The sequence below is a fragment of the Agrobacterium genomosp. 13 str. CFBP 6927 genome, assembly GCA_900012615.1.
Classification (GTDB): Bacteria; Pseudomonadota; Alphaproteobacteria; order Rhizobiales; family Rhizobiaceae; genus Agrobacterium.
This window is the reverse complement of the sequence record LT009756.1, coordinates 844927-867091: the sequence shown is the minus strand read 5'-3', so window position 1 is coordinate 867091 and position 22165 is coordinate 844927. Positions and strand designations below refer to the sequence as shown.

Below are 22165 nucleotides of genomic sequence, written 5' to 3'. Positions count from 1 at the left end.
CGCGTCTCAAGAAAGAAGTGCCCTGCGCGCCGTCTCCACCACATCCGCCGTAAGCCCGCCAAGCCGCTCCGCCGCGAGCCGGTTGACCTGCCAGTAAAGCGGAATATCGAGCGGGGTGGCGGGAACGACTTCCACCAGCCTCCCCGATTTGAGGTGCTCCCCGACAAGCTGCACCGGATTGAGCCCCCAGCCCATGCCGGAAAGGCTTGCCTTCACGAAACCATCCGTAGAAGGCAGCCAATGGGTGGGGTATGCAATATCCTCTCCCAGCACCTTTTTGACCCAACTCGCCTGCAGCCTGTCCTTCTGGTTGAAGGTCAGACCCGGCGCGCGGGCAAGCGAGGCGGGGGTGACGCCATCGGCGAAATGACGCGCCATGAAATCCGGGCTGGCGGTGGCATGGTATCTGAGCACGCCGAGCGCAAGGACCCGGCAGCCCTGCACCGGCTTGGCATGGGCGGTGACGGCGGCAAGCACCCTGCCGCCGCGCAGCCATTCCACCGTGTGGTCCTGATCGTCCACCGCGACATTGACGAGATAATCGAACCGGCCGGTGAATTTCGAGACCGCGTCCAGAAACCATGTGCCGAGGCTGTCGGCATTGGTGGCGATGTTGAGCGTGACGCGCTCTGGCACCTCCCCCGCCTCCAGCAGCGACGGAAGCTGGCGGAACAATTCGCTTTCCAGCATGCCGACATGATCCATGTGGCGGCAGAGCCATTCGCCCTTTTCCGTCGCCACGCAGGGGTTGCCGCGCACGATCAGCACCACGCCCAGCCGCTCCTCCAGCTGCTTGATGCGCTGGGAGACGGCCGAGGGCGTGACACACAGAACCTGCGCCGCCTTTTCGAAGCTGCCAGTCTGCGCAACAAGCGCAACTGCCCGCATGGAAGGATAGTCAAGCACGATGTTCTCCATGCTGAGGCTGATACGGGCATGGCAGGCACAAGGCCCGCGGTCTTTCGTGGCGCTTTCCTCCACCCTCATTCCTGTGCTCGTCACAGGAATCCAGGCGACGCGCGTCTGCGCGGCGGCAGAGCTCTTTCAGCCCAAGGACTTGGGCTGGCTGGATTCCTGTGACGAGCATAGAAATGAGGGAAGGACGGGAGCGACGGCGCATGAAATCAGCCTTCCACATGATTCAACCAACATTAGCTCTGCTTATCCGGATTGAGATTATTTAACTGGATTAAACCATCCAATGAAAATATCCAAGCACTCGGTCCGGAAGCAACACCTTCGGCCACTCCGCAATGGACAGAGGCAGGGGCCACGACGCGCATGGACATCCAGATATTCTTCACCGGCCTGACGATGGGTCTCAGCCTCATTGTCGCGATCGGCGCGCAGAACGCTTTCGTTCTGAAACAGGGGCTGGCGCGCTCGCATGTCTTTGCCGTCTGCGCCACCTGCGCCATTTCCGATGCGCTGCTGATCACCGTTGGTGTTTTCGGCTTTCAGCGGATAAGCGCGGTCATGCCGGCACTCGATCCCGTCATGCGTTATGCGGGCGCTGCTTTCCTCGTCTGGTACGGCGCCAAAAGCCTGCATTCGGCCCTGCGCTCGTCGGAGGCGCTTTCCGTCGCGGAAAGGCGGGAGGTCAGCCTCTGGCAGACGCTGGCCATCTGCCTGGCGCTGACCTTTCTCAATCCGCATGTCTATCTCGATACCGTGGTGCTGCTCGGCACGATCTCGACCCAGTTTCCCGGCTTTGAAAAGACCTTCACAGCGGGTGCGGCGACCGGCTCGTTGCTGTTCTTCTTTTCACTGGGCTACGGCGCGCGCTGGCTGCGGCCGATCTTCGAAAAGCCTGCCGCATGGCGCATTCTCGAAGGCGTCATCGCCGTCACCATGTGGGCCATCGCCTTCAAGCTGGTGATGGGTGCTTAGAGCGGCGGCGTGTTCCCTTCGCCAATATCCCAATAAAGTCCGGCCATGATGGCAAGCGCCTCGCGGGCAATCTCTTTCGGCAGATGTTCGTTCGGCGCGTGCTGCGAGCAGCCGGGATAGGAATGCGGCACCCAGATGGTGCGCAGCTTCAATATGTCGGCGAAGATATCGTTGGGCAGCGAACCACCGAGATTGGGAAGAAGCGCCGGTTTTCTGCCCGTGGTGCTGGCGAGGGAACGCAGGGTGAAACCAACCCATGGATCCTGCGGATCAAGCCGGGTGGCACGGAAAATCTCATCGCCGGCGGGCGCGATCCGCACCATGCCGAAACCCTGCCTGTCGAGGTGACGCCGCACGGCTGGCAGCACCGCTTCCGGATCAATGCCCACGACAAAGCGCAGTTGCAGCCGCGCCCATGCCCGTGGCGGAATGGCGTTGACTGGCGCGCGCGGCGTGCCGGTCTCGAAGGCCAGCACCTCCAGCACACACCAGCCGAAAACCCGCTCGGCCGTCGAAAGGCCGGGCTCGCCCCAGTCCGGATCGATGGTTGGGCCATCCGGCCCGCCATCGATCTCGCAATCGGCAAGCGCATCGCGCACCGCCTGCGGCAGTTCCTCCGGCACCAGTTCCGGCACGCGAATTTGCCCCGAGGGGCCGACAAGGCTCGCTATGGCATGCGCCATCTGCACGCCGGGATTGGAAAGCGCCCCACCCCAATTGCCGGAATGATGGCCGCCCTCGCGCGCCTCGATCACAAGATCGAAGGTAATGCCGCCGCGGGCGCCAAGAAACACGGTCGGCCGTTCCGCATTCAGGCGGGGGCCGTCCGAAGCGATCAGGAGATCGGCTTTCAGCCGCTCGCCATGGTTTCGGCAAATCTCCCGCAAGCCTGGGGAGCCCCTCTCCTCACCCATCTCAATCAGGTATTTGGCATTGAAACCAAGTCTTCCCCGCGTCCCGAGCACCGCCTTCAGCGCGGCCATGTTGACCGAATGCTGCCCCTTATTGTCGGCGGTGCCGCGCCCGTACCACCTGCCATTGCGCTCTGACATCACAAAGGGCGAAAGGCCCTCCGCCCAGCCGTCCTCCAGACCGCGAACCACATCGCCGTGGCCATAACCCAGCACGGTCGGCAGATTGTCGTCCTCGAACCGTTCGGCGATCAGAAACGGCAAATCCGCCGCCGGATCGCGCAGGATGGTGCAGGAAAAACCCATGGCAGTGAAAGCGGGCATCATTTCCCGCTCGAGATACAGGATGAGTTCGGAACTCCGCTCCTCATTCTGGCTTTCGGTGCGCAACGAAACCCGTCGCGACAGGTCCTGCTCGAACGTGCCATCATCAAAAAAGCCGATAGCGCGGTCGATGGCGGATTGTCGCGACATGGTGGAATTCCCTCTTCTGGTCATTTCCACAGAGACTAAACAAGGCGCACCATTTTCCAAACAGGGAATCAGTGATAGTCCTCGACCTGTACAAAAACGGGAAAACAGCGTGTTTCGAGTTCCATTCCTTGTCGGCATCGCTCTATTGATCGCCTTTGGCGGCGGCATAGCCGCAACGCTGGCAGCGCTTGAGGCGACATCCGGCTTCGGCTCGATCCGCATCGGCTCATGGGATGCCTTTCCGGAAGCACAGACGATCGAGGCCGATCCCTACGCCAAGTCGCACCGCGCCGACGCCGGCAAGCTGCTTTACGGAACGGCCGAGGGTCTGGCTTTTACCGCCTCCGTGGACAGCGACGGCCAACGCCTGAGCGGCGAATGCCGTTACCGGCTGGCTGGGGCCGTGCCGCCTTCGCGGTTCTGGACGCTTTATACCGCCGACCAGCAGGGCAATGTGCTGGCGGAAGACGCCGGACGGCCTTTCGCGCTCAATTCCCGCACGCTTCTGCGCAGTGCGGATGGCGGCATCGATATCACCATTGCGCCCGACGCCCAGACTTACAACTGGCTGGCGGTGCCGCAGGGCCAGACCTTCAAGCTGGTGATGACGCTGCTGGACACGCCGGTTGCCGGCAGTTCCGGCCTGATCGACATCGCCATGCCGCAAATCCGCAAGCTGGGGTGTGGCAATGCTTAGAATCCTTCTTGCCATCCTCACCGGCCTTGTCGCCGCCGCCGTGCTGCATGTCATCATTCTTCTGGCGATACCGCATTTCAGCAATCGCGACGCCTATACGCGTGCGGTGGCGGAAGGAAAGCCGCATCTGTTTCATCTGCTCGAAGAAACGACGGAGAAAAAGACGCTGGGAAGCGGCGATCCCTTCATGCGGGTCGCGGTCTGCACCTTCAATATCGAGGAAAAGCCGATCAGGCTTACCGCACTCGGCGCTGTGCCCTTCTGGTCGGTCGCGGTTTACGACAAGGCGTCGAACGAGGTGTTCAGCATGAACGACCGCACGTCGGCCGGCGGGGTGATGGATATTCTGGTGGCGGATGCGGTGCAGATCGCGGCGATCCGCAAGGCGCAGCCGCCATCGCTGTCACAGGCCATTCTGGCGGAATCGGATCAGTCGGAAGGATATGTGGTATTGCGGACCATGGTGCCGCAGCCAAGTTTCGGGGAAGAAGCGGAACGGTTCTTGAACGAGGCTAAATGCCAACCGACGCCGTGGAAATAACGCCGGTTTATCACGCGTAATCAGGACTTTGCAGCAGTTTCCGGTGCGGGCTTGCGCTTGCGCGCAACCTTGTCGGACGGCTCGGCATCGCGTTTTTCATAACGTACGCCGGTAAACAGCACGACCTTTGCAGGGCCGATGACCTTGCCAGCCATGGCGGCCGGGCGCAGGCTTCGTCGTGCGTCGCCGATTGGAATAATGTCTGCCATGCTTTTCTCCTCTTCGGGAGTCAATGTTGCCCATGGGAACCGCGCAAGCCTCGTCTTGCGTCGGGAATTTCATCACCATCACATTGCGCATAACCCAGCCCACAGACTGGTTTTCGCATGTCCCCTAAAACCGAAAGCGTCTTACCGAAGGACTATGCGGACATTCAGGCATCTCGATGCCATTTTGGCTCTTATTCCGGACTTCAGAATAACATGAATTCCTAATACTGCCCATGAAATTACAAACAGACAGAGGTTAATGATCCGTTAACCTTAATCTCCAGGCGGCAACTTATCCGCCAGAACCCTGCATCCATTGAAAACAAAGGCGATGCGACAAGGTTCCATGCGTTTTTCACCGCGATGAAGGTTTTAAAATTTCCTTGTTGATAGAGGCAGAATATCCCTTGCCACCGCCCATAGTTAACAGGGCGTCAACGGATTTGCTCTAATTTGAGCCGATATTGTGTTTGCGTTTGTTGGGTAGTGCGTTGACCGACCGGTTTCGAGAACTTGAGAGGCCAAGAGCCGTGAGGAAGAAAGATGTGGTGCTGATGGCCACCGTGACGAATTTCGAGAATGTGTCCCATCCGTCAAAAACGGACCTTCGGCAGTTCGCCGAACTCTTCATGCCGCTTTTCAACGCGTCCACCGAAGAGGCCAAGCGGGAAGCGATCGCCGCGCTTTCCCAGCACCCGAGCGTGCCTTCGGCCGTCGCCTTCTTCATCGCCTGCCAGCCGATTTCTCTCGCCGCCCCGTTCCTCATCGCCTCGAAGTGCCTTGATGACGAAACGCTGATAACCATTGCCCGCACCCAGGGTGCTGCCCATGCGCGCGCCATCGTGCGCCGGGACGACCTCTCCCCCACCGTCATCGATGCGCTCGTGGGTCTTCGCCATGCCGAAGATTTGAAGCGGCCGGACGAGGAAGCAAATGCCGCCGCCCCGCAGGTGACGGTCGCCGCGGAAGAAACGAAGGTGGCGGAAGAAGCGGCAGGCATTGCGGCCGCATCCGCACTCGAAGAGGAAATGCGCCAGCGCATCAAACAGATGGCGCATCATCTCAACCGTCCGGAAAACGACGTTCTTGGTCTGCGCCGCCTGAGCGACGTGCAGGAGGCCCTGCTGGTGCGGTTTGCCCGTGAGCGCAATGCCCGGCAATTTGCGGTGGCGCTGGCGGATTCGCTGTCGTCCAGCTTCTGGCTGTCGGAGCGCATCATGCTCGATATATCAGGCGCGCAGCTTGCCACCACGCTGATCGGGCTCGGCATGGAGTTTTCCGAGGCCGCCTTCATCCTGCAATGTTTCTACCCGCATCTTGCCGCCACAGAAGGTGACATGAGCCGCGCCGAAGCCCTGCTCGACCGTCTCGATACCGTGGAATGCGAAGAGCGGGTGGAAAGCTGGCGCAGGGCCGACAGCTATACGCACGGTCGCGAACGGCCGGGCCGCAGCGCACCGGCTACTCAAAGAACCGGAACGCTGGGTTAAGCTCGCCTAGACCTGATCGACCAGCGTCAGGAGAGCGCCGATCTCATCGGTTTCGATTTCGACGATCCACAGGTCGCTGTCGAACCGGCGCTCCTTCTCCAGAAGGGCGGCGGCCTCCTCCCCCTCAACACCCGTTAGCCGCGTTTCGAAACGGCGCTCAGTGCGGATTTCCTCGTCATCGGCGAAACTTTGCGGGGCCGGTCCATAGAGGTTTTCACGGCCATCGCGAAAGCGCTGGCGGATAAAGATCGCACCTGCATCCTCCGCCCCTTTTTTTCGACAGCGGCAAATCCGCCGGCGGCAAAAACGCGGCGGATGAGGGCTGAGACGAAGATTTCGGATTTGAGGCGCATGGATGTGCTTTCAGATAGGCAACGGCTTTATTGAGGCGATACAGGCATCCACTTCCGTCATTCCGGCCTTGAGCCGGAATCCAGCCGACGCGCGTCTGCGCGACGGAAAGACTCCTTTCAGCCCAAGGACTTGGGCTGGCTGGATTCCGGCTCAAGGCCGGAATGACGGAAGTGGATGTGCCACAAAACACGGCATGCGTCGACCCTGCCGCAACGTCGATCCTAACCCTCTAAATCGCCCCGATCGACTTCAGTTTCTTCAACACGGCCTCGCTCGGCTCGCCGGTTTCCGGCAGGCGATAGTGTTTTTCAAAGGCGCGAATGGCGTTGCGGGTCTGCTGGCCGGCCACGCCGTCCACCTTCACGTCGGCATAGGCAATATTGATCAGCCCCTGCTGGATCTTGGCGATCAGCGCGCTGTTTACGGGTTTGGCGCCGGCAGCCGCGCTGTTGAGGGAGGCTGGTTCGGCCTTTACCTGCGGCTTTTCCGCCTTGCGGATGGCGGCGGCGACCGGGTCGATTTCCACTCCGCCACCAGTGTTGGTGTCGGACGGCCGGTCCTTTGGAATTGCCGCAACGGTGGCGCCGTCGATCCTGAGGGCTGCGAGTACCCGCGTCGTCGGCTCGCCGGTCTGTTCCATGCCGAGCGTTTCTTCGAAGAACATGATGGCGGCGGCGGTCTTCGGCCCCATGCGGCCATCCGCATCGCCTTCGTAAAGTCCGCGTTTTTTCAGTTCGCCCTGAATATCGGCAACGATCTGCTGCGGCTTCTGGCTTTCGGCTGGCGGCAGCGCCGCAGTCTCGGCGGCCGGTTGCTGCGTCGCTTCCGTCTCAGCCGGTCGCTCTATGCGAAAGGTGGTGACGTTGCCGTGGGTGCCGAGCGGCTCTGCCGGGCGATAACCGGCAATGCCGTTCGGGTTTTCCGCATCCCGCGTGCGCAGGAAAGGCGACGGATGCACGCCCGGCTGATACCAGAGCGCATTGGCGGCGACAAAACCGAAGACAACGGCGAAGGCGCCCGAGCCGCCCACCAGCTTCGGATGGCGCAGGATTTCGCGCCCGATGGCCGAAACCACCAAGGAAACAAGCCCGGCTCCGATCTGGGCCGTTGTTTTCTTAGGCGATTTTCGCTTTCGCGGGGCCATCGTCACCATCCTTCTTCATAATCGCGGCCATTTCGCCGAGTTGCCTGATGCGCGGCGGAAATTCCACCATGCTTTCGGTTTCAGCGTTTTCGCCACCTGCCATGCCGGAACCGTCGGCAGGCAACATGATCGTTACGACTGTCCCCTCGCCGGGCTTGCTGGCAATGGCGAAAGTGCCGCCATGCAGTGCCACAAGGCCCTTGACCAGGGACAATCCCAGACCCGTGCCCTCATAGCGACGGGTATATTCATTTTGAACCTGCATGAAAGGCTGGCCCAGAAGGTCAATCTTGTCGGAGGCGATGCCGATGCCGGTATCGCTGACCGTCAATTTCAGCATCCGGCCTTCACGCGCCGCATCGATCGATACCACACCACCCGCATCGGTGAATTTTATGGCATTGCCGGCCAGATTGATGAGAACCTGGCGGATGGCGCGCTGATCAGCGGAAATTTCACCGATGCCGCGCTGGATGCGGCTCGTCAAAGTCAGGCCTTTTTCCTTCGCCTGCAGGCCGAGCATGGCTTCGCAGGACGAGATGGTCTCGGCAATCGGGAAGCTTTCCATCAGCAATTCGTAACGGCCGGCCTCCAGCTTGCTCATATCCAGCATGGTGTTGACCACCGACAGGAGATGCGCGCCGGACTGGCGGATCAAGCCGACATATTCCCGCTGGCGGTCATTTTCCAGCCTGCCGAAATATTCGCCGGCGAGAATATCGGAAAAGCCGAGGACGGCATTGAGCGGCGTGCGCAGCTCATGGCTGACGGCGGCGAGAAAACGCGACTTGGCGTCATTGGCCGATTCCGCCTCGGCCGCCTTGCGGGCGACATCACGGCGCAGCAGCTCCATCTCGGTGACATCGGAGAGCTGGGCGACGACCCGACGCAGCCGGCCGGCCGCGCTGCGGATCGCCGTCATCTCGATGCGCGCATGCATGAATTGCGCCTGGCGCGATTTCGCGCCGGTTTCGAACCGGAGTTCAGCGCTGGCCTTGTCCTCGCCCTGCCGCAGAAGGTCGAAAGCCTGCATCAGTTCCAGACGGTCCGAGACATAGACATGTTCGGCAAAGACATGGCCCTTGCAGGACTGGAGATCAGCCGGAAACCTGTCGAGGTCGCGCCCGGAAACACGTTCGACGAGGCCGTTTTCATTGATGGTGAGCACGAGGCCCGGCACTTGCGAGGCCGCGATGAGGTCATCGCCACCGGCAGGGGCGGAAAAGGACGCCACACCACGCACGGGGCGGGAAAAGGCGATCGACAGGGCGGCGGCCGACAGGAACAGCGCCAGCACCAGTGCGGCACCGATGGGCAGAGCAATGGCGGGGCTGAAGACAAGGCTGAAGAGGGCGGGCACAACAACAAGGCCGACAGCACCGAAGGCAATCAGGCGGCGCAGGCGCGCAACGGTTCCGGCGCGCCTTTCGGCGTCCTCTTCCATGCGCGCGAGCCATCTGCCCGCTGCATGGTCGACCAGTGCGACCGCTTTTTCTCTCATATTACGCAATACCAATACCGAATCCCTGAGGCGGATCTAACGGCTCCGACAATAGAAGGCGGCGGCTTAAGGAATGGATAAAAAGAATGACGCCAAAGGCCTGCGAAATGCGCCGCAGTCCCATTACGGGGCATTTATTCGAAGCTTTGCCAATCATGGTTAATGACGGGTAAGCGACGGATTTCGCTTCATTTTTGCCATCGTGTTAACCTTTGTGGCAAAGCGGGCGGCCGCTTTGCCCCGGAACAGGCGGTCTCTGTCGCAATTATGCTTAACATGGACTGTTAAAATGCGAATGAATTGGCGGCCCGCGTGCCGATACGAGGAGAATAGATACAATTTGAATTAAATTGCGCGGCTTTTTGCAATCGGCTGTTCGCCGGTCACCTGTAGCTTCTCCTCAAGCCCGGGAAACGGGACAAAGGCCGATGACCCAAAACGGGCGGGGCTTCAAAACAAGATCATCTGGCAGGGTAGTCTGACAATGTGGTTTCTGATCAAAGGAACATTCTGGTTTTCGCTGGTCCTCGTGGCGCTGTCCTATTTCGGCAGCTACAACGATCCCGCCAAGGAACCTTCGGCATTCGATCTTCCCAGCGCCGTTTCGGCAGCCGGTGAAGCCTATCGTTATGTCAGCGCCATCTGCATCGAAAAGCCCGATGTCTGCGTCAAGGGCGCAGAAACCTTCCACGCACTTGGCGAACGCGCAAAGGAAGGCGCCAAGGTCGCCTATGAATTGCTCGACGCGCAGCTTGCCAGCGGTGACAAGACCGCTCCCGCAGCCGAGCTTGCCAGCGAGAGCGAAAAACTGGCCGAAGCGCCCGCAATCAGTGTCGAATTCCCTGGGAATGCCGATACGCTTAAGACCGGCACCATCATTCCCCTGCCGCAGAAGCGCCCCGCTCCCTGATTTTTTTTGCGCGGCCGCGTATCGCCGCGCCGCCCTGATCTTGCAGCCGGATATGTCCGTCTGCGTGACTGCCTGCCTGACTTGCCCACGGAAACCCGTTTTCCGTGGGCTTTTTCTTTATCCATGGTTCAAAACCGTCCGCACTTCCCCTATATCGTAGCAAAGACATGCAATAACGGACGATACGGCGCGCAAATGGCCTCTCTCGACACGATCCTTGACGATTTCGCCTTCCTTGACGACTGGGAGGACCGCTATCGTTATGTCATCGAACTCGGTAAGGCGCTGCCCGATCTGCCGGAAGACAAGCGTACCGCCGAAAACAAGGTGCAGGGCTGCGCAAGTCAGGTCTGGCTCGTCAGTCACAGCGATGGCGCGGAAGACCCGCTGATGAGTTTCGAGGGTGATTCCGACGCTCATATCGTGCGAGGCCTCGTCGCGATTGTTCTTGCCGTCTATTCCGGCAAGAAGGCCTCCGAGATCGCCGGCCTCGACGCCATCGAGGTATTCGACAAAATCGGGCTGGTGGAGCATCTCTCCGCGCAGCGGGCAAACGGTCTGCGCTCCATGGTCAAGCGTATACGCGAGGAAGCCCGGCTGCTCGCCGCCTGACCCCTCACCCCGTCACCTCCATTGCCGTCATCGAAGGGCGATAATCCTCATCGCCCCAATGGTGGCTTGTCCTTCTGGTGCCCTGCGGCCGGGGCGCATAATGCCGGGCAAGCGACAGCAGGGCTGCACGCAACATGAGTTTTGCCGAACGCGCCGGCCATTGCCGCTCCCGCTCCACCGTTTCCAGCCCCTTTTCGAAACAGCAGATATCGATGGCAACGCCGGACAATTCAGGCCCCATCGCGTCGGCGGCGTGGGAAAACCGTGTCCGTGCCGCCATCGCCGCCTCGGTAAGATCGAGCACGCCACCCGCCTCCCCCTTGGTGCGGCTCGCAATTCTCGGCTCCCATGTCGCCGTGACCCTGGGGTTGAGATGCGCCCGGTGAAAATCGGCGGCGAGACGTTCACCGGCCTGCAAGGCATCGCCGGTAAAAAAGGCCGAGCCGTCGCGCTCCTTGAGGCGCGAAAGGCTGGTCAGTGGAGACGTGTTGAGGTTGCGCCGGGCCGACTGCCTGCCCTCACCGACATCCACCACCACAGCCTGCACGTCCCGGTGCTGCTCCTGAAAAATCTCGTCGCGATCCTTCGCGATCGCACGTTTCAGATAGGCGGCAAGCGGCGGCGCGGCGGAAAGCGTGTTTCCCTGCCTGTCAACCAGCCCGGAGGAGACGGCAAACCGCACGATTTCACTCGGAAACGGCGATGCCCTTTCCTTTCCAGCCGCGGGTCGCCGCAAGACCATATCGCCGCCATCCTGCGAAATCTCAGCCATGCCTGCCGCGATAAAACGCAAAAATCGCAGGAGGACAGGATTGCGGCCGGCGGCGGGCGCGGTTTTCGCCTCACTCATCGCGGCCACCCCTCATCACGCTGAAAATGCTGCCGGCGAGCCGCTCGAGCGTGGCGACAAATTCGTCGAAAGCCGGTTCGTCGCGCCGGTCCTCCACCACCTGGCAGGCATGGCCGACCGTCGTTCTGTCCCTGCCGAAACAGACGCCGATATCCGACATGGGAATGCCAAGCTGCACATGGCACACATACATGGCGATCTGGCGAATGTGGCATTCGGTGCGCCGCCTGTCGCGGCGGGCAGCCAGGCGATCGCCGATCAGCTGGACCATTTCGCCTGTCAGCTGGCGAACCAGCCGGCAGATGCGCGAAATCTCATCACGCCCGGCCGCAGGCGACCAGTTGCGAAGATGGCGATCAGCTGCCTTTGGGTGGGGCAGCGCTGGGGGAGGCAAAGACGAGATATCCGACGGCATATGCAACTCCTTTACGAATAGGAATTAATTCATACACCCGGAGATGATTACGGGGAAGCGCAAATTTGGCGGCGAAAAATACGAGATTGATTTCGCTTTATTTTTGATAAATAGCCAACGCCGATCAAGGATTTTTTTCCTCTATCGACAAGAAGTGCGGCAATAAAAAAGCCGGTCAACGGACCGGCTGGGACATTTTCATGAAGGGAGCAGGTACTTCCCGCACGTCATGGCCTTTGAGGCCACGCTTGGTTTCAAGGCTGCATATGGAACGACCGCGTTTCGTTTGCCGCCGTGTCCCCGCCGGGGAGAAGGTCGCGGCAGCGGGATAAGGGGGCAAGCGTGCGATTTATCGCTGGCATTGCCCCCTCATCCGACCCTTCGGGCCACCGTCTCCCCGGCGGGGAGAAGACGTGGCCGGTCCGCCTTAGAAAAATCAGCGGCTGGCCTTGCGGCGCTGGCCGAGACCCATTTCCTTGGCAAGCCGCGAACGGGCTTCGGCATAGGCAGGCGCAACCATGGGATAATCGACCGGCAGGTCCCATTTTTCGCGGTATTCTTCCGGCGTCATGCTGTGATGCGTCGTCAGGTGGCGCTTGAGCGACTTGAACGAGCCGCCGCATTCCAAACAGACGATGTGATCGTCCTGTACAGATTTGCGAACGGAGACGGCAGGTTTCTGCTTCTCAACATTGACCGCCACCGATGCCGGTGCCGATGTTCCGCTGAGTGCCGTGTGAACATCCGAAATAAGGCCGGGAAGCTCTGTTACCGGAACGACGTGGTTGCTAACATAGGCAGCCACAATATCCGCCGTCAGTTCGACCAGCAGATCCTGGGCGTTACCGTATGCAGTTTCCGTCATTTAAGTATCTCCTGTTTATTGATCCCCAGACGCGGGCGAACGCCGCATCGAGCGATGTGAAGTTACCCGGTGCCCCACCTTCGCCCTGTTGAAACCAACATGAAATCTACCCCTAGATTTCAAGCGAAAACCGGAAACGAATTGATCCGAGATTCAACTTACGGCCCGCGACATGGGCAGCAATGGCCCAACGGGCCATAGATTAGACATTAATAAAATGCCTATGCCGACTATGAAGAGGCTAGATGCAAATCGCGATTAGCAACTTTACACTTAATTGGGATAACAGCAAAACAGCAAAAGTCAAATTCCTATTGTGAATTTTTCAGTTCAAAACAGTCTAATTCCAATACAAAAAATCACGGGTGATAAAATACTATGCCAAGTAGTAATGAAAAATGGATACCCCCGTTATTTTGGGGGTAATTCAACTTCAAATTTTCTTCAAGTCATCAACTACCGATTTAACATCCAGTAGATAACCTGCCTTGTGCGCGGCCATTGCAAGAAGATGTGCCGAGACCGGCGCGGTCAGGACAAAAAAGAAGAAACCGGCCAGCGCCCGGGCCAGGGTCGATATTTCCATGGAGTGAATGCCGACAGCGAGAAGAAGCAGGCCCGACCCGACCGTGCCCGCCTTTGAAGCCGCATGCATGCGGGTATAGACATCCGGCAGGCGATTGATCCCTATCGCCGCGATCAGCGAGAACGCCGCTCCCGAGACAGTCAGCGCCGCAACAAGAATAGCCACGATCCAGCCCATCATCGCCCACCTTTTCCTTTTCCGGAATTACGTCCTGATTTCACTGTTTTTTCAACAGCTTCCGACGCCTTTTCCCCATCCAGCACCGTCTTCGACCGTCGCGTGCCATCCGGCCCGCGCGACAGCACGAAACGGGCAAAGGCGACCGTGGCCAGGAAGCCGACGAGGCCGAGTGCAATGGCAATATCGACATAGAGGTTGAAGCCGGTACGGATGGCGATGACGGCGATGAAACCGATGGCGATACCGACCAGCATGTCGAGCGCAACGATCCGGTCCGGCAGGGTCGGACCTGCGACAACCCGATATACTGTCAGCAAAAAGGCGACCGACAGTACAACCGAGGCAAGTATAGTTGCAAATGAAACTATTAGTTCCGGCGTCATCCCTGAAACGCCTCCATGATCTTTTTTTCGAAGCCATTTCTGATGTCGTTCTTCGTGGCTTCGATATCGCTGCAATCGATTGCGTGGACGTAGAGCGTTTTCCTGTCGGCCGAGACATCGACCGACAGCGTGCCGGGAGTCAGCGTGATGAGGTTGGCAAGCAATGTGATCTGGAAATCCGTGGTCACCGTCAGCGGATAGGCGAAGATGCCGGGCTTGACGTCAAGTTTCGGCCGCGTCACCAGCACCGCCACCTTCCAGGCGGATAGCGCCAGCTCCTTGAAGAACAGGAGTACGAGCGACAACACCCGGGTGAGACGCAGCCAGTGATTATCACCGCCGGGAAGCTGGTGGCGAATAAGGCCGAGCGCCAGTGTCGAAACGATGAGTGCGAAGACAATATTCGCCACCGAGACGCTGCCGCTCACGGCAAGCCAGACGGCGACAAAAAGCAGCTGCACGATATAGAGGCTCATGGTCTGCCTCCCCTGAAAAAGACCGACTGGATATAGGCCTGCGGATCACCAAGCCCGGCCGCCGCCTGCTGGCTGAGATTGAGCAGGCTTTCCGGAAACAGGCCAAAGACCACCACCAGCGCGGTGAGGCCCACCAGCGGCACGAGCGAGGGTGCCACCGGAGGCGACACGGGCGGTGCGGGTGATTGGCCGGGCGAGACCGTTACCGGACGCCAGAAGCACAGAAGGAAGACCCGTCCGAAGGCAATGGTGGCAATGAAGCCGGAGGCGAGAATGGCAGCGGCGAGCCACCATGCGCCGATATCGATCGCCGATTTGACGAGCACCGCCTTCGGCCAGAAACCGGAAAAGGGCGGCAGGCCGGAGCCGGCGAAAAACAGCGCCAGCGCCAGCGCCGAAAACCATGGAGCCTGCCGGTAAAGGCCACTGAGCGCACGCATGCTGAAGCTGCCGCCAAGGCGGGCAGCATGGCCTGCGGCAAGATAAAGCGCCGTCATCAGCACCATGGAGTGCAAGGCGTAGAAGATCGCGCCTGACACGCCGGAGGGCGTGCCGATGGCGATGCCGGCCATCATGTAACCGATGCCTGATATGACGACATAACCGAGCATGCGGCGGATGTCGTTCTGTGCTAGCGCTCCCATGGCGCCCAGCACCATCGTGAGCGCCGCAGAGATGGCGATGACGATGCTGAGTTCCTCACGCTCGACCGGAAACAGCATGACCATGACGCGCAGCAGCGAATAGATGCCGACCTTGGTGAGCAAGCCGCCGAACAGGGCGGAAACGACGATGCGTGGCGTGTGATAGGAGGCGGGCAGCCAGAAATTCACCGGAAAGGCCGCGGCTTTCATGGCGAAGGCAAGCGTAAAGAGGCTGGCAAGCGTCATCAACGGCGCCGTGCCGCGCAGGTCGGTCGTCTTCAGCGCGATATCGGCCATGTTGAGCGTGCCGAAGATGGCATAGAGATAACCGACCGTGATCAGGAACAGCGTCGTGCCGATGAGGTTCAGAATGGCATATTTCAGCGCGCCGTCGATCTGCTCGCGCGTCGAGCCGAGCACGATCAGCCCGAAGGAGGAGATCAGCAGAACCTCGAACCAGACATAGAGGTTGAAGAGGTCGCCGGTGAGGAACGCGCCGGTGACGCCCGCCATCAGCAGCATCAGGAAGGGATAAAACCCATATCGCCTGCCGCTGGCGTCAATATCGGCGCTGGCGTGGATGGCGCCCGCAAGCGCCACAATGGCCGCCGCAAGCGACAGCAGGGCGCCGGTGAGGTCCGCGGTAAAGGCGATGCCGAAGGGCGGCAGCCAGCGGCCCATGACCATGGTGAACGGTCCTTGCGTCACCACCTTCCACAACAGGGCGGCATCGAGAATCACCAGCAGGGCGAGCGCCGTGATGGCAATTGCCGCATGCCGGCGGATGGCGTGGCGCATCATCATCAGGATTGCGCCTGCGCCGATGCAGAGCGCGACCGGGAGGATGATCAGCCAGTCGGACAGCGGTACGGGAGCGACAACGAGCGCTGCGGAAAGATCGGAAACTGCTGATGTGGTGGATGAAGCCATGTGTGTCTACGCCTCGCCCCGCTCAATAACCGAGCGGCGGCAAAGGCTCGCCTGCGGGTTCTGCGGTACGCATTTCGTCGGTGTCGTCGGTCTGCAATTCCTGGAACGCGCGCCAGGTCAGCACCAGAAGGAAACAGAAGAAGGAAAAGGAAATGACGATTGCCGTGAGGATCAGCGCCTGCGGCAGTGGATTGGCGGCGCCCGCCGGCAGCGTGTCCATGCCGGCCGGAATGATCGGCGGCACTTCACGCGTCAACCGGCCCGCCGTAAACAGCAAAAGATTGACCGCGTTGCCGAGAATGGCGATGCCGAGCAGCATGCGGATGCTGTGGCGCGACAGCATGAGATAGATCGCCACCGAAAAGAAGATGCCGACGAGAATGGAGAAAACCGCTTCCATCAGTCGCTTTCCCTTTCTTCCAGTGCCAAGGCAATGGAGGTGATGGCGCCGACCACGACGAGGTAGACGCCGATATCGAAGGACATGACGGTGGAGAGCGGCAACTCGACGCCGAACAGGCTTGGATAGACCCAGAGCCCGGTCATGAAGGGCACGCCTGCGGCAATCGACACGATGCCGGACAGCATCGCCATTAGCAGCCCTGCCCCGGCAATGGAGAGCGGATGAAACACGATGGCGCGGCGGACTGCCGCCACACCATAAGCGATGCCATAGATTGCCAGCGCCGAGACCGCAATCAGCCCGCCGATGAACCCGCCGCCCGGCTCGTTATGGCCGCGCAGCAGAACGAAAATGGAAAACAGCACCATGAGGCTGGTGACGACGGGGGCGACGGTGCGCAGGATAAGCGTGTTCATGCCCGCGCTCCCTTCTTCTTAGCGGTCTTTGCCGGTCCCTTGACGGCGGCGGCCGGGCGAATGCGGATGAGCGCGAGAATGGCGAGACCCGTGATCATCACGACAGCGATTTCGCCGAGCGTATCCGTGCCGCGGAAATCGACGATGATGACGTTCACGACATTGGCGCCGTGGGCAATGACCTTGGAATAGGTGTTGTAGAAATCGGTGAGGCGATTGTCGAAACTCGCCTCCGTCGCCCGCATCAGGAACAAAGCGAAGCCGGTTCCGCAGGCAATGGCGATGGTGCTGTCCAGCACCTTCTGGCCAAGGCCGCGATGATCCGACGGCGACAGGCGAAGCCGCGTCATCACCAGCGTCAGGATGACCACCGACAGCGTCTCGACCATGAACTGCGTGAAGGAAAGATCCGGCGCGCCGAACAGCAGGAAGATGACCGCCACGGCAAAACCCTGAATGCCGAGCGCAATGATGGCCGTGAGCCGGCTGGAGGCGGTCAGCACCGCGACGAGGCCTGCCACGGCAATGGCGATGAAGGTCAGTTCGTGGATCTGAATATCATGCGGCCATGCCGGTACTGACGGAAGCTCGCCATAAAGAAACAGTGGCGCCAGCAGCACGGCGGCGATGACGGCGAAAGTGGCGGTGACATAAAATTCCAGCCTGCCGGGCTGAATGAGCCTCGCCACATGGAACGAGATTTTCACCAGCGCTTCGATGAAGACATCGAACCCCCTGTCCGGCCCCGCCCCCAGCGCCCTGAACGTGCGGTCCATCAGACTGCGAAGGGCGACGAGCCGCGTATAGAGGACGATGCCGAGCGCGATCGTGAGCAGCGACAGGCCGAGCGGCACGCCGATATGGGGAATGAGCGAGATTTCCACCGGGCGGGCCTCACCCGCGACCGCGCTTGCCATGGGTGTCGAAATATAGAAATGCGCGATACCGGAGAAGAGAGCGATGGTCAGCCCCTTCACCGCCAGCAGCGCCGGGCCGAGCCAGAGCAGAAGCGGCCCCTCATGGGCATGTTTCGGGGTTTTCAACGGCTTGCCGAGGAAGGGTTTCAGCGCCACGGCGAAGGCCACGGCGAACATCAGCGCATTGCCGAGAATGGCGATGCCGGTGAACAGCACGGCGCGCGGATTGCCATGCGCCAGCGCATAATAAATCTCTTCCTTGGCGAGAAAACCGAAGAAGGGCGGCAGGCCGGCCATGGAAATCGCAGCCGCCAGCGCTGCCGCAAAGGTGATCGGCATGGCTTTTCGCAGGCCGCCAAGCTTCGTCACGTCGCGGGTGCCGGTCTCATGGTCGATGATACCGGCGACCATGAACAGCGCGCCCTTGAACAGCGAATGCGCCACCAGATAAAGCACCGCTGCCTCAATGGCATGATCCGAGCCGAAGCCGGTGAGCATGACCAGCAGGCCGAGCGATGAGACCGTGGTATAAGCCAGCATCAGCTTCAGGTCGGTCTGGCGCACGGCAAGCAGCGCGCCCGTCAGCATGGTCAGGCCACCGAAGAAGGGCAGCAATATCTGCCAGGCGGCGGTATCGCCGAGAACCGGGTTGAGACGCATCAAAAGATAGACGCCCGCCTTCACCATGGTTGCCGAATGCAGATAGGCGGAAACAGGTGTCGGCGCTTCCATGGCGTTGGGCAGCCAGAAATGGAAGGGAAACTGCGCCGATTTGGTGAAGGCGCCGCCAAGAACCAGAAGCAGCGCGGCGAGATAAAACGGGCTGTCACGCAATATGTCGCCGCCGCGCACCAGCATGGACAATTGCGTCATGCCGCTGATGTCCCAGATGAAAATCAGCCCGGCGAGCAGCAGCAGACCGCCGCCGCCCGTCACCACCAGCGCCTGCAGCGCGGCGCGGCGCGAAGCCGCGCGCTCATGGTCAAAGCCGATCAGCAGGAAGGAGGTGATGGAGGTCAGTTCCCAGAAAACGAACAGCATCAGCAGGCTGTCGGAGACGACGACGCCAAGCATCGCCCCCATGAACAGGAGCAGGAAAGACAGGAACCGGCCCTGCTGCGGATGTCCCTTCATGTAACCGCCGGCGTAAAGCACGATCAGCAGGCCGATGCCGGTGATGAGAAGGGCAAATGTCAGCGACAGGCCGTCGATGAACCAGGAAAAGCTGAGGTTGAAGCTCGGAACCCAGGCATAACCGCCGGTGATAACGCCACCCGCCGCGATCTCGGGCAGCATCAGGGCGAAATGGACAAATGCCAACCCCGGCGCAAGCGCCAGAATCCACGCGGCATTGTGACCAAACCTTTTCACAAGCGCCGGCGCGGCGAGCGCTGCCAGAAACGGCAAAAACAGCGACAGGAATGTCAGCGGCGTGACATCTGATGTCATTCACATCTCCCGGGGTGTCCCCCACCCCTGCGCGCCAATGAATGGCGTTCTTCTTTCAAATCGATTTTTTCAGTTAAGGCATAGGAACCGCCTTCTCAACCCAAATCGACTCCCGATCCCTGCCATAACGGACTTGTTATGGGACGTTCCCTCTTTCAATCGGCAACGACGATGACTATTTCTGGCAGGAATAGAAAGGATCATTCCATGAGCGATCTGACATCCCCCAAAGTGAACAAGAGCGATGCCGACTGGCGCGAACAGCTGACGCCGGAGCAATATCACATCCTGCGCGAACATGGCACCGAGCGCGCCTTTACCGGCCCCTACTGGGACACGTTCCAGAAAGGCCTCTACCGCTGCGCCGCCTGTGACGAACCGCTGTTCCTCTCCGATACGAAGTTCGACGCGGGCTGCGGTTGGCCGAGCTATTTCGAACCCGTGAAGCCGGGCGCCGTGACGGAACACCGCGACGCCAGCTACGGCATGGTGCGCACGGAAATCCGCTGCGCCAATTGCGGCGGCCATCTTGGCCACGTCTTCCCCGATGGCCCGAAGCCGACAGGCCTGCGTTACTGTATCAACGGCCATTCGATGGTGTTCGAACCGGTCTGATGAAAGACACCTAGAAGGCGGGCTGCCCTCACCCGCCTTCTTTGCCGATGCGGCCGTCTCGACAGCCGGAGCGGAGAGTGAGATTATCGCAACCTCACTCCTTCCGGATCACCACCATGGCACTCGAAACCATCCTCATCTTCATTCCCGCCTGTTTTGCCCTGAACATGGCGTTCGGGCCCAATAACCTCCTGTCGATGACGGTCGGCGCGCGATACGGCATGGCCACGGCGGTGGTGGCGGCAAGCGGCAGGCTGGTTGCTTTCGCAGGCATGATCGCGATTGCCGCGCTGGGGCTCGGCGCGCTTTTGATGGCGTCCGAGATGATGTTTTCGCTGATCAAATGGATCGGTGTTGCTTACCTGCTGTGGATCGGCTTCAAGCTCATCCGCTCCAGGGCCGATATTGCGGCTCCGGATGTATCCTCGGGCAGCGGCACCATTCTCAGGACCTATCTGCGGCAGGAGTTCTTCGTCGCCTCCGGCAATCCGAAGGCTATCCTGATCTTCACGGCCTTTTTCCCGCAATTCATCGAGAAGGACGCCTATTGGCAGAGTTTCGCCACGCTCGGCGTGATTTTCCTTCTGCTCGAGGTGGTGGCCATCACCGTTTATGCCTTTATCGGCTCACGACTGTCCGGTCTCATGCGCAATGCGCGCGCCCTGAAGCGGGTGAACCGGATCAGCGGCTCCATGATGATGGCCTTCGGCGTCATGCTCGCCTTTGCCCGGCGTCCGGCCTGAGAGAAATCCCGGCCGGGCTGCTAATTCAGCTTCAGCTCCATGCAGGTCAGGTCCAGCCAGCGGCCGAATTTGGTGCCCACTTCCGAAAACCGGCCGACAACCCTGAAACCCAGGCTTTCATGCAGGCGGATGGAGGCGTGATTTTCCGATTCGATTGCGGCGATCAGTACATGCACGTCATTGCCGGATGCATGGTCGATCAGCGCCTGCATCAGCTTTTTGCCGATGCCGTGGCCGCGTGCGTCCTTGTGGACATAGACCGAATGTTCGCGGGTGTGGCGATAGCCGTCGAAGGCGCGCCAGTCGCCATAGGAAGCGTAGCCGGCAACCTTGCCGTGGAGGATCGCGACGATCACCGGAAAGCCGCGTGACTTTCGGGCGGAAAACCATTCCTTGCGATTATCCAGATCGACCAGCACCTCGTTCCAGATCGCCGTCGTATTCAGAACCGCGTCGTTGTAAATCTCCATGATGCCGGAGAGATCATCCACGGTCGCATCGCGCAGTTCCACGCTCATTATCCTTCGCCCTCATTTTGCCGTCACCGCGCCCTCCCGGGCACGATCTTCGGGCGAGCATTAGGCGATGACGCGTATAGCTGTCCAGTGCCCACGATTTCGGGAAATCACGTCACGACGTCACTTTTCAGGAGGTCAGGGGAACAAGGCTGAAGGAGGTGACCACGGCAAAATAATGCACCACCGCAGCAGCGACGACGAAGCCGTGCCAGATGGCGTTCTGGAACCGGAGCTTTTCCCAGACATGGAAAATCACGCCCAGCGAATAGATGACGCCGCCGGCGACGATCAACCAGAGCGTGACAGGGGCGAGATGCGACGAGAGCGGCTCGACCACCATGATGCCGCTCCAGCCCATGGCAAGATAAAGGCCGATGGCGACGCGATCATAACGGCCGGGAAACAGGCATTTCAGCAATATGCCGCAGATGGCGGCAAGCCAGATCAGCCCCAGCATCGTGGCGATCAGCGGATCGTGGATGCCGCGCATCAGGAAAGGCGTGTAGGTGGCGGCGATCAATATGAAGATCGCCGAATGATCGAGCCGGCGCAGGAACCACTTCACTCTGGAGTGCGGCCAGATATTGTAGGTGAAGGAGACGGAAAGACAGGCAACAAGGCCGAGGCCGTAAATCCACGCGGCCGCGATGGCGCTGAGGCTGCCCCAGACGGTCGCATAAAAAATCAGCGCCGTGGCGCCGATCAGCGCGAACACAATGCCGACGCCGTGGACGATGCCATCGGCGACGATCTCGTGAAAATCATACTGGCGCCCGAACCGCCATAACTCACTCATGGTCCATTCCCGTCTGCGTGCTTCCGACCAAGCATGAAGACAATATTAGACAGGAACAAGACAGCAGCCGGTTAACGGCGATCAAATTGCGTTCGGGGTTGTTGCGAAAGGAGAGGTTGCGGGTCGCCTTGAGCCAGAGCCATCACCGTGGAGCGAGTGAGTGCCGCTTGTTCTTCTCCCCGCCGGGGAGAAGTCCGCGACAGCGGGATGAGGGGGCGACGGCAGAGATGTGCGGAGAGCTTGCCC

Annotated in this window: 25 protein-coding genes and 1 pseudogene; 8 read left to right on the top strand and 18 right to left on the bottom strand. The window is 60.2% G+C overall.

The genetic code is table 11. The features are described 5' to 3' along the window. Window positions 1-6: 6 nt before the first annotated feature. Window positions 7-906 carry a LysR family transcriptional regulator ArgP gene (locus tag AGR13A_RS04355; protein ID WP_080836523.1) on the bottom strand — a complete coding sequence of 300 codons (900 nt, stop codon included), beginning with the start codon at window positions 904-906 and terminating at the stop codon, window positions 7-9. 375 nt (window positions 907-1281) lie between these two features. On the opposite strand from AGR13A_RS04355, the gene AGR13A_RS04345 reads away from it, so the two are divergent. Then, entirely contained in the window at window positions 1282-1890 is a 609-nt protein-coding gene (locus AGR13A_RS04345; protein ID WP_080833872.1) for a LysE/ArgO family amino acid transporter, read from the top strand. Here AGR13A_RS04345 and AGR13A_RS04340 read toward each other — a convergent pair. Further along, complete coding sequence (locus AGR13A_RS04340; RefSeq protein WP_080833870.1) at window positions 1887-3275, bottom strand: M20 family metallopeptidase; 1389 nt, start codon at window positions 3273-3275, stop codon at window positions 1887-1889. The two genes, AGR13A_RS04345 and AGR13A_RS04340, sit on opposite strands and share 4 nt — an antisense overlap. Before the next feature lie 109 nt (window positions 3276-3384). On the opposite strand from AGR13A_RS04340, the gene AGR13A_RS04335 reads away from it, so the two are divergent. Together AGR13A_RS04335 and AGR13A_RS04330 are read left to right on the top strand one after the other, a co-directional pair. After that, complete coding sequence (locus AGR13A_RS04335) at window positions 3385-3972, top strand: DUF1214 domain-containing protein (RefSeq protein ID WP_035218295.1); 588 nt, start codon at window positions 3385-3387, stop codon at window positions 3970-3972. Beyond that, window positions 3965-4513 (top strand): DUF1254 domain-containing protein, encoded by a 549-nt coding sequence (locus AGR13A_RS04330; RefSeq protein ID WP_035218296.1) that lies wholly within the window; start codon window positions 3965-3967, stop codon window positions 4511-4513. Before AGR13A_RS04335 ends, AGR13A_RS04330 begins: the two co-directional genes overlap by 8 nt. Window positions 4514-4533: 20 nt before the next feature. On the opposite strand, the gene AGR13A_RS04325 is transcribed toward AGR13A_RS04330, so the two are convergent. Beyond that, window positions 4534-4722: a hypothetical protein gene (locus AGR13A_RS04325; protein WP_035218298.1), complete on the bottom strand. Its 189-nt coding sequence runs from the start codon at window positions 4720-4722 to the stop codon at window positions 4534-4536. 554 nt (window positions 4723-5276) lie between these two features. On the opposite strand from AGR13A_RS04325, the gene AGR13A_RS04320 reads away from it, so the two are divergent. Then, window positions 5277-6212 carry a DUF2336 domain-containing protein gene (locus AGR13A_RS04320; RefSeq protein WP_237681035.1) on the top strand — a complete coding sequence of 312 codons (936 nt, stop codon included), beginning with the start codon at window positions 5277-5279 and terminating at the stop codon, window positions 6210-6212. A 6-nt stretch (window positions 6213-6218) separates the two neighbouring features. Here the strand turns inward: AGR13A_RS04320 and AGR13A_RS04315 are convergent. The 3 genes and pseudogenes from AGR13A_RS04315 to AGR13A_RS04305 all read right to left on the bottom strand — a co-directional run bounded on the left by AGR13A_RS04315 (window position 6219) and on the right by AGR13A_RS04305 (window position 9211). Beyond that, window positions 6219-6565, bottom strand: a pseudogene (locus AGR13A_RS04315) (DUF1491 family protein). Window positions 6566-6795: 230 nt separating this feature from the next. Then, window positions 6796-7710 (bottom strand): peptidoglycan-binding domain-containing protein, encoded by a 915-nt coding sequence (locus AGR13A_RS04310; protein ID WP_035218966.1) that lies wholly within the window; start codon window positions 7708-7710, stop codon window positions 6796-6798. Beyond that, entirely contained in the window at window positions 7682-9211 is a 1530-nt protein-coding gene (locus AGR13A_RS04305; RefSeq protein ID WP_080833866.1) for a sensor histidine kinase, read from the bottom strand. Before AGR13A_RS04305 ends, AGR13A_RS04310 begins: the two co-directional genes overlap by 29 nt. Window positions 9212-9695: 484 nt before the next feature. Between AGR13A_RS04305 and AGR13A_RS04300 the strand changes: the two genes are divergently transcribed. Together AGR13A_RS04300 and AGR13A_RS04295 are read left to right on the top strand one after the other, a co-directional pair. Further along, complete coding sequence (locus tag AGR13A_RS04300; RefSeq protein WP_035218306.1) at window positions 9696-10121, top strand: DUF5330 domain-containing protein; 426 nt, start codon at window positions 9696-9698, stop codon at window positions 10119-10121. 195 nt (window positions 10122-10316) lie between these two features. Next, window positions 10317-10733 carry a SufE family protein gene (locus AGR13A_RS04295; RefSeq protein WP_035218967.1) on the top strand — a complete coding sequence of 139 codons (417 nt, stop codon included), beginning with the start codon at window positions 10317-10319 and terminating at the stop codon, window positions 10731-10733. A gap of 4 nt (window positions 10734-10737) precedes the next feature. On the opposite strand, the gene AGR13A_RS04290 is transcribed toward AGR13A_RS04295, so the two are convergent. The 10 genes from AGR13A_RS04290 to AGR13A_RS04245 all read right to left on the bottom strand — a co-directional run bounded on the left by AGR13A_RS04290 (window position 10738) and on the right by AGR13A_RS04245 (window position 19247). Continuing rightward, window positions 10738-11583: a DUF6456 domain-containing protein gene (locus AGR13A_RS04290; protein WP_080833864.1), complete on the bottom strand. Its 846-nt coding sequence runs from the start codon at window positions 11581-11583 to the stop codon at window positions 10738-10740. Continuing rightward, window positions 11576-11998, bottom strand: a complete 423-nt coding sequence (locus AGR13A_RS04285) for a helix-turn-helix domain-containing protein (RefSeq protein WP_080833861.1) — start codon at window positions 11996-11998, stop codon at window positions 11576-11578. The genes AGR13A_RS04290 and AGR13A_RS04285 overlap by 8 nt, the downstream gene beginning before the upstream one ends. Before the next feature lie 436 nt (window positions 11999-12434). Continuing rightward, window positions 12435-12863 carry a MucR family transcriptional regulator Ros gene (gene ros, locus AGR13A_RS04280; RefSeq protein WP_003509257.1) on the bottom strand — a complete coding sequence of 143 codons (429 nt, stop codon included), beginning with the start codon at window positions 12861-12863 and terminating at the stop codon, window positions 12435-12437. Window positions 12864-13296: 433 nt separating this feature from the next. Beyond that, the gene (mnhG, locus tag AGR13A_RS04275) at window positions 13297-13629 is read right to left on the bottom strand and encodes a monovalent cation/H(+) antiporter subunit G (protein WP_035218310.1); all 333 of its coding nucleotides are present in this window, start codon (window positions 13627-13629) and stop codon (window positions 13297-13299) included. Continuing rightward, a complete protein-coding gene (locus AGR13A_RS04270) occupies window positions 13626-14012 on the bottom strand; it encodes a cation:proton antiporter (protein ID WP_080833859.1) in 387 nt (128 codons plus the stop codon). The genes mnhG and AGR13A_RS04270 overlap by 4 nt, the downstream gene beginning before the upstream one ends. Further along, window positions 14009-14488 carry a Na+/H+ antiporter subunit E gene (locus AGR13A_RS04265; RefSeq protein ID WP_035218314.1) on the bottom strand — a complete coding sequence of 160 codons (480 nt, stop codon included), beginning with the start codon at window positions 14486-14488 and terminating at the stop codon, window positions 14009-14011. Before AGR13A_RS04265 ends, AGR13A_RS04270 begins: the two co-directional genes overlap by 4 nt. After that, window positions 14485-16062, bottom strand: a complete 1578-nt coding sequence (locus tag AGR13A_RS04260) for a Na+/H+ antiporter subunit D (RefSeq protein ID WP_080833857.1) — start codon at window positions 16060-16062, stop codon at window positions 14485-14487. The genes AGR13A_RS04265 and AGR13A_RS04260 overlap by 4 nt, the downstream gene beginning before the upstream one ends. Window positions 16063-16084: 22 nt before the next feature. After that, complete coding sequence (locus AGR13A_RS04255) at window positions 16085-16462, bottom strand: Na+/H+ antiporter subunit C (RefSeq protein ID WP_003497192.1); 378 nt, start codon at window positions 16460-16462, stop codon at window positions 16085-16087. Further along, a complete protein-coding gene (locus tag AGR13A_RS04250) occupies window positions 16462-16881 on the bottom strand; it encodes a Na+/H+ antiporter subunit B (RefSeq protein ID WP_035218320.1) in 420 nt (139 codons plus the stop codon). Before AGR13A_RS04250 ends, AGR13A_RS04255 begins: the two co-directional genes overlap by 1 nt. Then, complete coding sequence (locus tag AGR13A_RS04245; protein WP_080833855.1) at window positions 16878-19247, bottom strand: putative monovalent cation/H+ antiporter subunit A; 2370 nt, start codon at window positions 19245-19247, stop codon at window positions 16878-16880. The genes AGR13A_RS04250 and AGR13A_RS04245 overlap by 4 nt, the downstream gene beginning before the upstream one ends. Window positions 19248-19454: 207 nt before the next feature. On the opposite strand from AGR13A_RS04245, the gene msrB reads away from it, so the two are divergent. Continuing rightward, entirely contained in the window at window positions 19455-19862 is a 408-nt protein-coding gene (gene msrB / locus AGR13A_RS04240) for a peptide-methionine (R)-S-oxide reductase MsrB (protein ID WP_080833854.1), read from the top strand. A gap of 116 nt (window positions 19863-19978) precedes the next feature. Next, window positions 19979-20605, top strand: coding sequence for a LysE family translocator (locus tag AGR13A_RS04235; protein ID WP_080833852.1), 627 nt, complete (start codon window positions 19979-19981; stop codon window positions 20603-20605). A 20-nt stretch (window positions 20606-20625) separates the two neighbouring features. Here AGR13A_RS04235 and AGR13A_RS04230 read toward each other — a convergent pair whose 3' ends face one another. Continuing rightward, a complete protein-coding gene (locus tag AGR13A_RS04230; protein ID WP_080833850.1) occupies window positions 20626-21123 on the bottom strand; it encodes a GNAT family N-acetyltransferase in 498 nt (165 codons plus the stop codon). Between the two features lie 127 nt (window positions 21124-21250). After that, window positions 21251-21919 (bottom strand): PAQR family membrane homeostasis protein TrhA, encoded by a 669-nt coding sequence (gene trhA / locus AGR13A_RS04225; protein ID WP_080833848.1) that lies wholly within the window; start codon window positions 21917-21919, stop codon window positions 21251-21253. Between the last annotated feature and the right edge of the window lie 246 nt (window positions 21920-22165).